This is a genomic window from Paenibacillus alkaliterrae (assembly GCF_021532375.1).
Taxonomy (GTDB): Bacteria; Bacillota; Bacilli; order Paenibacillales; family Paenibacillaceae; genus Pristimantibacillus; species Pristimantibacillus alkaliterrae.
Window position 1 is genome coordinate 1 of sequence record NZ_JAKGAP010000009.1, and the last position, 13322, is coordinate 13322.

Below are 13322 nucleotides of genomic sequence, written 5' to 3' on the forward strand. Positions count from 1 at the left end.
CCACATGATTTTTTCAAGTGCTTGCAACGGGGAGGCCGTTCAACCGGTCTTTTTTATTTGTCCCTTTAAGTTATAGCCTTGTGAAGCTGCAATAATCAATTATTAATAAGGCCCGTTGGTCAAGGGGTTAAGACACCTCCCTTTCACGGAGGTAACAGGGGTTCGAATCCCCTACGGGTCACCAATTATTTTCAAGTGAAGAGCTCTCCAGAGTTGCTTTACATCACAGTGAGAGCCATTAGCTCAGTTGGTAGAGCACCTGACTTTTAATCAGGGTGTCGAAGGTTCGAGTCCTTCATGGCTCACCATTTGCTTCTGCCTCGAAGCGAATGCGAGTGAAGGATGATATATACTTTAAATGTGCGGTAGTGGTGGAACGGCAGACACGCTATCTTGAGGGGGTAGTGTCCCATGGACGTGCAGGTTCAAATCCTGTCTACCGCACCATAACTTAATTTTTGCCCATGTATATAGGTGAATTTAGAAGGTGTAGCGATATGAACACTTTTCTGATAGATGCTGCCACTTTATATTCAGATCATAAATCTGACTAGAGAGTGGTTTTTTCGTTATAAGTTGCTAATGCCGTCCAAACAGATGCATCATTTGAAATGAGGAGCTGTGAACATGAGAATCAATTTGAATTTTACGAACAAGGGACAAGCAGCAATTGCGAAATTTAACAATGAAGAATTATTGGAAATTTTCGCGAGATACAGCAACACGCTTATGAAGAAATATTCGATCGAGGTAACCGTGCCGGAAGAAGGAAATGAAGCGATTATCGACAGAGGCGTTCTTTCAGTTCTTGTGGATAAAGTGGAATGCGACGTAGACACCTTCTTCAAGGAATTAGGCAGAGATGTTAAGGTACCGCTTAAGAAGAGGCTTTCACCGGAAGACAAGCTGGATAACGTGTTTAAAGCGGAGTCGTTAGAGTAAAGATTATTTAACGATCGAGTTGGTTTTATAAAAAATGCTTGAACTCTACCAGACAAGCTGGTATAATCATTTTTGTTGTCTCAAAGATGACTTGTTATTAGGTACGAAATGGCCCGTTGGTCAAGGGGTTAAGACACCTCCCTTTCACGGAGGTAACAGGGGTTCGAATCCCCTACGGGTCACCAATTATTTTCAAGTGAAGAGCTCTCCAGAGTTGCTTTACAGTCACAGTGAGAGCCATTAGCTCAGTTGGTAGAGCACCTGACTTTTAATCAGGGTGTCGAAGGTTCGAGTCCTTCATGGCTCACCATTTGTTTCTTCCTTGAAGCGGATGCGAGTGAGGGAAGACATAAACTTCAAATGTGCGGTAGTGGTGGAACGGCAGACACGCTATCTTGAGGGGGTAGTGTCCCATGGACGTGCAGGTTCAAATCCTGTCTACCGCACCATACATAACCAACTGAAATCCCTTGCGGCGCAAGGGATTTTTTGATGTTTGAATTTTTGGAGCGAAGTGAAAATGGGAATAGGTTAGCTGCGAAGAAGCACTTATTTTCACAAAAAAACAGAGGCGAACTAGGACGTGAAAATAAAGTCCTATTTCTGTACGACGATTATTGAACTTTTTGTCCTTGGTCAAAACTATTCCTATATATTACAATTTCAATTACTTTATAGTAAACTTATGCAATAGTAAGTGCTTGAGCAATGGGTCGAGTTACTCTACGGTAATCTTTCGAACTGTTTTTTAAGTTCTTTACTTCTCGTGCTTCCTTAAAAAAGGATCATAGCAAAGCAAACTAGTACTACCTAGATCGGCAGTTCCTAAGGAATCTGCCTTAAACTGGACAATGGTATCTTGTTCTATAGCTGCGATTTGCATCTTCGAATGGTTCATCTTCGAAAATCCTCTCTAACGGACACAGCGTACGCTATTCCACCTGAAACGTCTCTTTTCAAATTTTAACGGACGTCAGCGCCCTTATTTACTCCTTATTGTCATGAAAGTAATTTACGCAGTAGGCATTACGGTAAGAAATACAAAAGCCGAATCTTGATCAAGTTCCGGCTCTTGTCCGTAGAATCTATTGCTGGTACGGTGAGTTTCTTAATCGGCCTTATTCTTACATAATCAGGTTCCCATATTGTCATCGGTAGAGAAATACCGCAAAGCAGCGTCATTTTCAAACAATCTATGCATACTTTTGAAATCTCATCTTTGGTAAGCTTATGGCAATACGAAAAGCTTATGCTTTCGAATAAGGAGGTTTCTACGATGCTTAAGGTAGCTATTATAGGGGCAGGGGCTATATCTAACGCTCATATCAATTCGTATTTGCAGTTTCCGGAGCGCTGCGAGATTGTTGCCATCAGCGATATTTATGAAGATAAGGCCATTGCAAGAATTCAGGAGCATAAGTTGAATGCCAGAGCGGTGAAGGATTACAGCGAGCTGCTTCACGATGATATTGATCTCGTATCGATTTGTACGCCGCCATATACGCACGCTGATCTGGCGGTTGCTTTTCTCGAGGCAGGTAAGCATGTCGTAATCGAGAAGCCGATGGCTTCCTCCTTGGAGGAATGCGACCTTATGAATGAGGCGGCAAGCAGGAGCGGAAAGCTGCTGTCGGTCATCGCTCAGAATAGATTCAAGACACCGATGATGAAACTGAAAGCTGTGCTCGATAGCGGGTTGATGGGCAAAATCGTTCACGCCCAGGCCGACTCGTTCTGGTGGCGCGGACATTGCTACTATGATTTGTGGTGGCGCGGTACCTGGGAGAAGGAGGGCGGAGGCTGTACGTTAAATCATGCGGTACATCATATCGACGCCTTGCTGTGGATGATGGGCAGTCCGACCGAAGTGCAGGCTTTCATGACGAATGTTTCGCATGATAATGCTGAGGTTGAGGATCTGTCAATCGGAATGCTGAGGTATGCAAACGGAGCGCTTGCCCAGGTTACGAGCTCCGTCGTGCACCATGGCGAGGAGCAGCAGCTGATTTTCCAAGGGTCAAAGGCACGTGTCTCCACCCCTTGGAAAAGGATAGCGTCGACGTCTATGGCGAACGGCTTTCCCGAGCCGAACCCGCTGCTAGAGGATGAGCTGCAGCGCTATTACGATGCCTTGCCTGAAGTGATTTACGAGGGTCATGCCGGCCAAATCGATAACGTGCTTACCGCCATCGAGACTGGAGCCCCATTGCTTATTGACGGGTTAAACGGCCGCCAGACACTTGAGCTTATCGTGGGCATTTATAAGTCGGCGAGCACAGGTGAGCTTGTGCGGTTCCCGATAAGCAAGGATGATCCATTCTATACGAGAAGCGCAATGCAAGAGCGCGTTACTCATTTTTATGAAAAGAATGCTTCGGTAGAAAACTTCTCGGACCTTTCGATCACAACGGGCAGCGACTATAAATAATCGGTTTAAAGCCGCTGTGGGTATATTTTTTGCTGAAACTGCTTACGGTATTGATGTGGCGTAATGCCGGTTTGGGACTTAAACAGCTTACAAAAATAAGAGCAGCTTGTAATGCCGATTTCTTCGCCGATTCTGGAGATCGAAAGCCTGGTTGCGGTAAGGAGCAGGATCGCTTGCTGCGTTTTTTTGGCGGTAATGTAGTCGGAAATACTGCTCCCTGTGCAATCCTTAAACAAATGGGATAGATGGTATGGAGACAAGTGCAGCTCGCTCGCCATATCCTCCAGGCGCAAAGGCTCTTTGTAGTGAAGCTCGAGCCATTCCAATATGCGTTCGGCATGATGCATGTTTCTGGCAGCGACTGTCGTTGTTCTCGTCGTCTGCCGCTCCCATAGCTGCTTGAGTATCCGCAGAAATGCAAGGAGGAATAGTGAAATTTCTTCAAAATATTCGTTTCTGGATAAGCGCGGCAGCGTTTCATTCCAGTCCCGCAGCAGGTTGAGCAGAAGCTCGTGTTCTCCCGCGTTATAGATGCATGGCTGGGCGAGCTTGCTCGTGTGCATCTGTTTGAAGAAGGCATGAAGGCTCGGCCATTTCTCGAAATAGGCCTCATAGGCATGAGGCTCAAAATGTACAATGGAACGAATAAAGGGCATATCCGGACTTATTTCAACCTGAACGTGATGGAGCTGATAAGGCTGGAAAATGCATAATATCCCCGCCGACAGCTCATAGCTTTTCTGCTCGAGGATGAGGGTGCCCTTTCCTTGATGGATATATAAAATTTCAATGCCTTGATGGGCATGAAACGTTCCTGGATAGTGCTCTGCTTCATAGCTCGAGCGTTGGTAAGCAAAATAGAGCGGGAGCTCGCGAAGATCGATGCTATGGATGTAGGACACGGAAGCACATCCTTTATTAAAGAGTGATAGCTTCTATTATTTTAACATATTTGCATACTTGAAAGGCGAAGATCTCCCGGCCCATGACCGAGAGGGCTTCAGTTCATTAGGGTCGAATCGTCACCCTTGTGCGTACGGGCACAATTTGAGATAAAGCGACTACATCATCGTTATACATGCGTATGCAGCCTTGCGAAACCATACGGCCGATGGAGGACGGATCATTGGTGCCGTGAATGCCGTAATGCGGCTTGGAGAGTCCCATCCAGAAAGCGCCGAACGGACCGCCGGGATTCGCTTGCTTATTAATAATGGTAAATTCGCCGGTCGGCGTTTGAGTGACCATTCTGCCGATGCCTACGGGGAAGGATCGGACAACGATGTCGCCGTCCAACAGATGCAAATGACGATCGGACAGATCGACGATAATGCGATAAGCGGGCATGCTTGCTCCACTCCTTTCGCTTTATGGTATGTGAAGGGAAAGGAAGCTGTCTCATTGCTTAACGAAAAAGGGGCGCCAACCCAGGCGCCCCTTTCCTATTTAAGACCAGATCCTTCATGATCGTTCGAGAGCTTCAGCACCTCAAACAGCTTGAACAGAAGGCTAAGCATGATTGCGACTACAGTAGCAAGCGCCATGCCGGACAGAGAGAAATCGCCAATCGTCAGCTTCACGCCGCTAAGGCCGGTAACGAGCACGACAGTCGTCAGAAATAGGTTGGTCGGCTTGCTGTAATCGACCTTGGATTCGACGAGCATCCGAAGCCCGGATGCCGCGATTACGCCGAACAGGAGCAGCGACACGCCGCCCATAACCGGCTCGGGAATACTCGAGATCAAAGCGGAAAACTTGCCTGAGAATGACAGCACGATTGCAATGACGGCTGCGCCCCCGATAACGAAAGTCGAATATACCTTCGTTATGGCCAGAACGCCGATGTTTTCGCCGTAGGTCGTGTTCGGGGTTGAGCCGACGAAGCCGGAAAGTACCGTTGAAATGCCGTTACCGAGCATGGAGCGGTGAAGACCGGGATCTTTCGACAAATCCTTGTCGACGATGTTGCCTGTCACGACCAGATGTCCGATGTGCTCGGCAATGACGACAAGCGCAGCTGGAGCAATGGCGATGATCGCTGTCCACTGAAAAGCAGGGAATGTGAAATGCGGCGATTGGACCCAGCCGTTTTCGGCAACGGCGCTGAAGTCCGTAAAGTCCATGAAATAGGCGATGACGTAACCGGTAACGATACCGAACAGAATCGGAATGATGCGCATAAAGCCGCGAAACAGCACGGAACCAAGCACCGTTACGGCGAGCGTAATCGTTGAAAGGGCCACGATGCTCGGATCTGGCGACCAGGTTGCCGGATTTTGACCAGGCTTTATAATCCATCCTGACATCTGAGCCGCAACCGGAATAAGCTCCAAACCGATGATGGCAACGATAGCACCCAAGGCAGCCGGCGGAAACACGATGTTAATCCAGCCCGTGCCCGCCGCATGAATAATGAATGCTACGATTGTGAATATCAAGCCGGCAATAATAAATCCTCCCAGAGCGGCTGCATAGCTGCCGCCGCCGGCTGCTTGATCCCCGATAACGGCGCCAGCCGGTGCGAGGAATGCGAAGCTCGAGCCCAAATAAGCGGGAATTTTTCCTTTGCAAATCCATAAATATAGCAAGGTGCCGATACCGTTCATTAGCAAACATATCGCCGGATCGACGCCGAGTAAGTTAGGCACGAGCACGGTTGAACCGAACATGGCAAAAAGATGCTGCAGGCTGAGCATGATGCTTTGAAGGGTAGGGGGTCTCTCATGAACCCCGATTGCGTTTTTCATATTGAATTTTGCCTCCATTAATATATCTGGTTTCAGGAATGACCCTTGTCGATTCTACATAGTTCAGTATCGGTTTGGCAAGTGTTTTCTTATCATAGGATGGACAATAACGAATACATTATTTAGGAAAGGCAGGTGACAAGATGGAATTGTGGGTGGTATGGCTAATTCTCGCCGGCATAATGGTAGTCGTCGAAATGCTTACGCTTACGTTTTACTTGCTTTGGCTCGGTATCGGTGCCGTCTTCGCCGCAGTCATTGATTTATTTTTCCCAGGTGCGCTAGTGCTCGAAGTAGTGATCGGCTGTGTGGTTGTCCTTATTTTGACCGTATTTACCAAGCCTATTACTCGTCGCTTTCATGCCTCTCACGACTACAAGGATGTTATGGACGAATTGGTCGGCAAACAGGGCATCGTGCTTGAGGCTGTCGCGGCGGACGCTCCCGGAATTGTCAAGGTTGGCAATGAAACGTGGAGCGCGACATCTGGCGTTCCGCTGGTGAAGGGCGAATCTATCATTGTAGTCAGTCGCGGAAACGCCGTATTGCTGGTTGAAAAATGGGGAGGCTGATCGTGTAGTGGGTATATTAGTAACGTTTATTTTATTGATTATCGTTGTCGTATTCGTTGCACTATCGATCAAAATCGTCCCACAGCAAAGGATTGGCGTTGTGGAACGGTTGGGTAAATTCAATCGACTGCTTACGCCGGGCGTAAACATTCTTATCCCGATTATCGATCATGTCCGAACCTATCATGATTTGCGCATTCAGCAAGCCAACGTGCCTCCGCAAACGGTCATCACAAAGGATAATGTGCAGGTGAAAATCGATACGATTATTTTTTATCAGGTAACCGGTCCGGAGCAGGCTACATACGGCATTTCGGATTACGTATACGGCGTACGAAATATTAGTACGGCAACGATGCGGCAAATTATCGGCAAAATGGAGCTCGACGAAACGTTGTCAGGACGCGAGAAAATATCGTCCGATATTCGCGTTGCTTTAGATGAAGCGACGGAAAAGTGGGGCGTGCGGATCGAGCGGGTCGAGGTTATCGACATTCAGCCGCCGGCAGACATTCAGGATGCGATGGATAAGCAAATGAAGGCGGAGCGCAGCAAGCGGGCGATGGTGCTTGATGCTGAGGCGGCCAAGCAGGATATGATATTGCGGGCGGAAGGCGATAAGCAAAGCAAAATACTAAAGGCGGAGGGCGACAAGGAAGCCCGCATTCGCCAAGCGGAGGGCGTACGTCAGGCTAAGGAGCTAGAGGCGCTAGGCGAAGCGAAAGCGATTCAGGCGATTGCCGAGGCGGAGAAAAGCCGGATCGAGCTTATTCGCTCGGCTGGTTTGGATGATCAAGTGCTGACCTACCGCTCGCTCGAAGCGTTGAAGGATATAGCGAATGGAGCGGCGAATAAAGTGTTCATTCCAACGAGGGCGGTCGAGACGCTCGGGAGCATTGGGGCGATAGGGGAAATGCTGAAAGAGGGCAAGTAACGATAACGGTGATAGAGTTTTTGATGTCCCGCGAGCGGATTGATCTGCTTGCGGGGCATTTTTTTTGCGCTGCCAGTGATTTACCGGCCCGGAATTCGAATCGTCACCGTCGTGCCGATGCCAAGCCTGCTGTACACGGAGACTCCGAAGGAGTCGCCGAATAGCAGCTTGATCCGATTGTCCACGTTGCGAATGCCGTAACCGGATAAAGTGTCCCCGCTCTCCGGAAGCTCACGGAAGTTTCCGCCTCGCATCCCCATGCCGTCGTCTATGATTTTGAGAGTGATATCGGCTCCTTCCCGGTAAGCTTTGATGATGATGTTAATCCCAAGCTTATCGTCCCAAATCGCATAGTTTATGCAGTTTTCCACGAATGGCTGCAGCGTCAGCTTCACGATCGGGCAGGGCAGCACCGACTCGTCGATCTGATAGTGGACGCGCAGCAGGTCGGCGAACCTCACTTGCTGAATGGATACGTAATATTTAGTAAGCTGAATTTCCTCATTGATCGACATGCGGCTTTTCCCTTTATTGAGGGAAATGCGATAGAACTTGGCCAGATCGGTGACCATTTTGTTCATTCGCGGGTCCGAGTTTCTAATGGCGAGAGAGGAGATGGAAGCAAGCGTATTATATAGAAAATGCGGGTTAATTTGAGCCTGCAGCACATTCATCTCCGCTTCCTTCTTATCGATTTCCTTCTTGCACACATCGGAAATTAAGCTATTCAGCCTTTGGGTCATTTTTCGCAGCACGTTGCCCAGCTGACCGATCTCGTCCCGCCCAAGCGGCCGGATGTCGACGAGTTCGAATTCCTCTCTCTCGATGCGGCGCATCATTCCGACTGCGTTCCCTGATTACCGTGACGGACTTGAAGCGTATGGCAAGGCGAATGAGACTGGGCATAGATTCCTCAAAGGGGCTTGTCTTACGAGATTTATGGAACGGAAAGGAATGGAGCTTGGAGGCAGGCGCAGAGGAGCATTGCACGGTGCTAGAGCCTGCTGAGTCAAAGCTGCTGCTGTTTAAGCAGTTTATGCGCCAGCATAGGCGCTGCCTCTAGGATTAAAATAAAAAAAACCGTGACCTTTGCCTTACTTCAACGTATTACCCCTATCGTGCATCATTTTTTAGAAGGGGAGAGATATTATTGAGTAACGATCAGGATCAAAATCATGGCCCAAATGTTGCGCATGTCAACACGCGCAGGCCTGCGGAACTTAAGCCGGGTACGGTGAAGAAGCTGGTATTCGGCATCGCGGCGGCTGTCATTGTTATCTTTGTAGGATCAACATCGTTTTACACGGTTCAGGAGCAAGAGCGCGCCGCTATTATGACCTTCGGCAAGTATACGGGGGAGAGCTCTGCGGGGCTGCATTTCAAATGGCCTTATCCTATCCAGCAAATTCATACCGTTCCGGCAGAGCTCACACAGCGTATTCATATCGGATACCGCGTGAACGGCAATCAAGAAACGCCGGTGGAAGACGAAGCGATGATGATTACGGGAGACGAAAATATTGTATCCGCTGACGCCGTCGTCCAGTGGAAAATTAGCAATATTCGCGATTTCTTGTTCAATATCGATGATGCAGAGCAATTTTTGCGCAATGCGGCAAGCTCGTCAATCCGCTCGGTAATCGGTTCGGAGAAGCTGGATTACGCTATTACCGACGGTAAGACGGTAATCCAGGACAAGGTTCGTGAGAGACTGATCGAGCTGCAGGCCAAATACAATACGGGCATTCAGATCATCGACATTAAGTTCCAGGACATTGAGCCGCCGAGCGGCCAGGTTGCGGAAGCATTCCGTGAGGTAACGAACGCGCGGGAAGAGAAAAACACGAAAATCAACAACGCGGCGAAATACGAGAATGACCGCATTCCGAAAGCGCGCGGCGAGGCACAGGCGCTCCTCGAAATCGCGGAGGGTCAGAAAAAATCGCGTATATTAAATGCTGAGGGCGACGTAGCGAAGTTCAATGCGATATACGCAGAATATAAGAACAACCCGGGTGTTACGCAAAGCCGTTTGGTGCTTGAGACATTAGAAAAAATATTGCCTAATGCGCAAATTTTCATTACGAATTCGAACAGCGACACTGTAAACTACTTACCATTAAATGAACTGCTGCGCAGCGGATCGAATAGCGCAACGGCTCCGCCAGCTGCGACACCGCCTGCTGCAACGGCTCCGCAGGGAGGAGACGCACAATGAAAACAAATCATTGGATAAGTATTATCGTTGGGGTGCTTGCACTTATTTTTCTTTCAGGCTCGATGTATATCGTGAAGGAAGGCGAATATAAGGTCATCCTCCGCTTCGGCGAAGCCATGAGAGCCACTGGAGAACCGGGATTAAAGCTTAAGATTCCCTTCATAGAGAACGTGTCGACGCTGCCCAAGTATCAAATGACGTACGAGAGCACCCCGACCACAATTTTAACGAAGGATCAGAAGCCGATAGTTGTCGATAACTATACGGTATGGCGGATTACGAACGCTTCGCAATTTTTAAGAACCGTTCAAACGGTAAGCGGGGGCGTTCAACGCCTCGATGAGGCTGTATACAACTCGGTCAGACGGAAGCTGTCCGAAGTGAACTATGACAACATCATTAGCGAGAACACGGAAAGAGGCAATATTAATGATGAGATTACGAATGATGTCATAGAGGCATTAAAAAGAGACGACTACGGCATAGAAGTCATTGACGTGCGTATTAAGCGTACCGATTTGCCGGAGCAAAATAAACAAAGCGTATACAACCGAATGATTTCCGACCGGCAATCGATCGCAGCCCGCTATTTGTCGGAGGGCGACGAGGAATCACGTAAAATTACGTCTAAGGCGGATCGAACCGCGACCGAGCTGCTGGCGCAGGCACAATCCGATGCGAAAAAAATTGTCGCGGAGGGCGAGGGCGAAGCGGCGAAAATTTATAATCGCGCCTACGGAAGCGATCCGCAGTTCTACAACTTCTACCGGACGCTCGAGAGCTATGCGACGACGTTGAAGAATGAGCCGGTCATTATGATTCCGATCGATTCACCTTACGCGAAGATCTTGTTAGGCCAATAGTTTTCACGAATAAGCGTAGAGACTGCCTGAATGGTCAAGGACCGGGGTGGTCTCTTTTTGGATTTTAATTTAGATTAAGCAATTCTCATTTTTTTTTAATTAATGGGCGCAAAGCCCCGTAAATGCTACTTTTTTTTTCTTAGAGTTATAATTTAGGTAATGGCAAACCTGCTATATTTGTTACTATCACACACATGGAGGTAACAAGCAAATGCAGCTAAGAAAATTCATCACGAAGGTCATCCTTGTAAGCATGTGCGCGACTACTGGTTTTACGGCTTTTGAATTTGTACAAGCCCCGGAAGCTTCCACGGTATCGGCTGCGACAAGCTCGAAAGCGGATAAGGTCATTAGCTTGGCAAAGAGCTACAGCGGCCGCGTCAGCTACGATTGGGGCACGAAAAATTCGAGCCGCCTAATCTTCGACTGCTCCTCGTTCACGCAATTTATCTACCGTAAAGTAGGAGTCGAATTGAAATGGGGAACCAAGTACCAGAAATCTCAAGGCTATGGCGTTAGCAAAAGCAATCTTCGCAAGGGTGATCTCGTATTTTTCGATACAATCGGCGTAAATAATCGCGTCATCAACCATGTCGGCATTTATATGGGCAGCGGAAAGTTCATTCATAACACGCCTGTCAAGGATGGACTCGCGGTCAACAGCTTAACTACTGGATATTGGAAAGACAAATACGTCAGCGCTCGCAGAGTGCTGTAATTATAGTCCCATAAAGCAAGCGGCGGTCAAGAGCAGGCTAAACTGTTCCGGATCACCGCTTTTTTGCGTCTCATGATGCGCGCTATTTATTTCTTTTGTAAGATCGTATATCATTTGTCCTATTACATGAGATAAGAGCAGGTGAGCCAATGACGAAACAGAAACGCAATAAAAGCTTTATGCCCTTTACTTATAAAATGATGATCCCATACCTCTTACTAGTGCTAGTGACTGACGTATTTATCGGTTATATTTCCTATTCGATGCTGATTCAATCGAGGACGGAAATGGCTGAAACCAATATTCGCACCGCGATGGAGCAGACTCGAAACAATCTAAAATACCAGCTGGACGAAATGCAACGAATGTCCGATTCATTCTTCGGGAGCCAAGCGTTTCAGCGCGCGCTTCAGAAAAAAGGAGACTCGTTGGAAAATTATTTGATCATGCTGGATGAAATCGTTCCGCAAATGCAAGCGCCGCTGCAATTGTATGGAAATCATATCCGTCTAATCGTATATGCGACTAACGAGAATCTTAACTATATTCTTGGCGACAATATGACGGAGCAAATAAAGGACAGCGATTATTACGTGCTCCCGTTTGCCGAAATCGCGAATAGCCAATGGTATCGCTCCCTTCAAAGCTCAGGAATGGATAACTTATGGCTTCAGGTCGATACAGATCAGGATCTGGAGAACGTTTCCCATATTCGCAGGCTGGTATCCTATAGCGACTATAAAACCGTGATCGGTTACATCAGAATAACGACCAGGTTGAACGATCTGCTAGGCGATTTCAATACGTTCCCGGTTGAGGAAGGCATCGTCCTCCGTCTTCTCGACGAATCTACAGGTACGAACCTTTATCAGCGCGGTGAAACGGGCGAACCGGTCAACTCCGACTCGTTTCTTATTTTGAAGGAAAGCATTCCCGAGACGGGGGTTGTTATTGAGACGCTTGTCCCCTATTCGTACCTTGCCAAGGACGCCAGCCGTTTGCAATCCGCAATTTTTACAGTATGCGCAATCAGCTTCCTGGTTATGGCCTTTATCGGTTTTATCGTGGCACGGTTGTCGGGACGGAAGATGAAACGGATTGTAACCTTTCTGCGTTCCTTCCAGGAGGGGAATTTCCAGAAAAGGCTGCGCTTCAGCGGAAACGATGAGTTTGTCCATATTGCCGATGCCTATAACATTATGGCGTCCAATATACAGGAGCTCATTAAGAGCGTCTATGTGCAGGGGATACAGAAGAAGCAGGCGGAGCTTGAAGCGCTGCAGGCGCAGATCAATCCTCATTTTTTATATAACACGTTATCAACGATAAGCAGTCTGGCCAATCTCGGGGAAACGCAGAAGGTAACGGGCATGGTTAGCGGTCTCGCTAAATTTTACAGGCTGTCATTAAACCAAGGGAACGTGTATATTCCTCTCGAGAAAGAGCTGGAACAGATTGAGACTTATTTGGATATTCAAAAAATCAAGTACGCTGATGCCTTTACCGTTTATTTCGACATCGATTCAGACATCGCCGATTGTCAGGTCATTAAATTGATTTTGCAGCCTTTCGTTGAAAATATATTTAAGCATGCCTGGTTTGGCGAGCAGATCGCGATTCGCATTACCGGCAGGCGGGTCGGAGAAAACATCGAGCTCAAGGTCATCGACAACGGGATCGGCATGAAGCCGAATACGGTGAAAAATGTGCTGGCCGGGCCTAGCCAATCGGATAGCTATGGGCTAAAAAATGTAGACGACCGCATTAAGCTAAGATACGGCGATGAGTTCGGCATTCATATCGGAAGCGTGTACGGAGGGGGAACCACGGTACTCATCCGGCTTCCGGTTGATATAGGCGACAAACGAAATTCCGACGAGAATGGTTATTAAGTATCCGG

At 48.0% G+C, this 13322-nt stretch carries 13 protein-coding genes and 6 tRNA genes; 15 read left to right on the top strand and 4 right to left on the bottom strand.

Features of this window, described 5'->3' with window-relative positions; translation table 11 throughout:
• Window positions 1-109 precede the first annotated feature (109 nt).
• From L1N85_RS05045 to L1N85_RS05080, 8 genes are all read left to right on the top strand, one after another.
• Window positions 110-184, top strand: a tRNA-Glu gene (locus L1N85_RS05045).
• Between the two features lie 48 nt (window positions 185-232).
• Window positions 233-308 (top strand) — tRNA-Lys (locus L1N85_RS05050).
• 54 nt (window positions 309-362) lie between these two features.
• A tRNA-Leu gene (locus tag L1N85_RS05055) sits at window positions 363-447 on the top strand.
• A gap of 180 nt (window positions 448-627) precedes the next feature.
• Window positions 628-942 carry a hypothetical protein gene (locus L1N85_RS05060; protein WP_235235561.1) on the top strand — a complete coding sequence of 105 codons (315 nt, stop codon included), beginning with the start codon at window positions 628-630 and terminating at the stop codon, window positions 940-942.
• Window positions 943-1052: 110 nt separating this feature from the next.
• Window positions 1053-1127: transfer RNA gene (locus L1N85_RS05065), tRNA-Glu, on the top strand.
• 49 nt (window positions 1128-1176) lie between these two features.
• Window positions 1177-1252 (top strand) — tRNA-Lys (locus L1N85_RS05070).
• Between the two features lie 54 nt (window positions 1253-1306).
• Window positions 1307-1391, top strand: a tRNA-Leu gene (locus L1N85_RS05075).
• A gap of 827 nt (window positions 1392-2218) precedes the next feature.
• Complete coding sequence (locus tag L1N85_RS05080) at window positions 2219-3370, top strand: Gfo/Idh/MocA family protein (RefSeq protein WP_235235563.1); 1152 nt, start codon at window positions 2219-2221, stop codon at window positions 3368-3370.
• 5 nt (window positions 3371-3375) lie between these two features.
• Here the strand turns inward: L1N85_RS05080 and L1N85_RS27505 are convergent, their stop codons facing one another.
• The 3 genes from L1N85_RS27505 to uraA all read right to left on the bottom strand — a co-directional run bounded on the left by L1N85_RS27505 (window position 3376) and on the right by uraA (window position 6117).
• Window positions 3376-4272, bottom strand: a complete 897-nt coding sequence (locus L1N85_RS27505) for an AraC family transcriptional regulator (RefSeq protein ID WP_235235565.1) — start codon at window positions 4270-4272, stop codon at window positions 3376-3378.
• A gap of 106 nt (window positions 4273-4378) precedes the next feature.
• Window positions 4379-4717, bottom strand: coding sequence for a L,D-transpeptidase (locus tag L1N85_RS05090; protein ID WP_235235567.1), 339 nt, complete (start codon window positions 4715-4717; stop codon window positions 4379-4381).
• Window positions 4718-4812: 95 nt separating this feature from the next.
• Window positions 4813-6117, bottom strand: a complete 1305-nt coding sequence (gene uraA / locus L1N85_RS05095) for a uracil permease (protein WP_235235569.1) — start codon at window positions 6115-6117, stop codon at window positions 4813-4815.
• A 143-nt stretch (window positions 6118-6260) separates the two neighbouring features.
• Between uraA and L1N85_RS05100 the strand changes: the two genes are divergently transcribed.
• Together L1N85_RS05100 and L1N85_RS05105 are read left to right on the top strand one after the other, a co-directional pair.
• The gene (locus L1N85_RS05100) at window positions 6261-6689 is read left to right on the top strand and encodes an NfeD family protein (protein WP_235235571.1); all 429 of its coding nucleotides are present in this window, start codon (window positions 6261-6263) and stop codon (window positions 6687-6689) included.
• A gap of 7 nt (window positions 6690-6696) precedes the next feature.
• Window positions 6697-7623 (top strand): SPFH domain-containing protein, encoded by a 927-nt coding sequence (locus L1N85_RS05105; RefSeq protein WP_235235573.1) that lies wholly within the window; start codon window positions 6697-6699, stop codon window positions 7621-7623.
• Between the two features lie 80 nt (window positions 7624-7703).
• Here the strand turns inward: L1N85_RS05105 and L1N85_RS05110 are convergent, their stop codons facing one another.
• Window positions 7704-8462, bottom strand: coding sequence for a sensor histidine kinase (locus L1N85_RS05110; protein WP_235235575.1), 759 nt, complete (start codon window positions 8460-8462; stop codon window positions 7704-7706).
• Between the two features lie 53 nt (window positions 8463-8515).
• On the opposite strand from L1N85_RS05110, the gene L1N85_RS05115 reads away from it, so the two are divergent.
• From L1N85_RS05115 to L1N85_RS05135, 5 genes are all read left to right on the top strand, one after another.
• On the top strand, window positions 8516-8686 hold the full coding sequence (locus L1N85_RS05115) for a hypothetical protein (RefSeq protein ID WP_235235577.1): 171 nt from the start codon (window positions 8516-8518) through the stop codon (window positions 8684-8686).
• A gap of 87 nt (window positions 8687-8773) precedes the next feature.
• Complete coding sequence (gene hflK, locus L1N85_RS05120) at window positions 8774-9841, top strand: FtsH protease activity modulator HflK (RefSeq protein WP_235235579.1); 1068 nt, start codon at window positions 8774-8776, stop codon at window positions 9839-9841.
• Window positions 9838-10704: a protease modulator HflC gene (hflC, locus tag L1N85_RS05125; RefSeq protein WP_235235580.1), complete on the top strand. Its 867-nt coding sequence runs from the start codon at window positions 9838-9840 to the stop codon at window positions 10702-10704. The genes hflK and hflC overlap by 4 nt, the downstream gene beginning before the upstream one ends.
• Before the next feature lie 211 nt (window positions 10705-10915).
• Window positions 10916-11422, top strand: a complete 507-nt coding sequence (locus L1N85_RS05130; protein WP_235235583.1) for a C40 family peptidase — start codon at window positions 10916-10918, stop codon at window positions 11420-11422.
• A 149-nt stretch (window positions 11423-11571) separates the two neighbouring features.
• Window positions 11572-13314, top strand: coding sequence for a sensor histidine kinase (locus L1N85_RS05135; protein WP_235235585.1), 1743 nt, complete (start codon window positions 11572-11574; stop codon window positions 13312-13314).
• Window positions 13315-13322 lie beyond the last annotated feature (8 nt).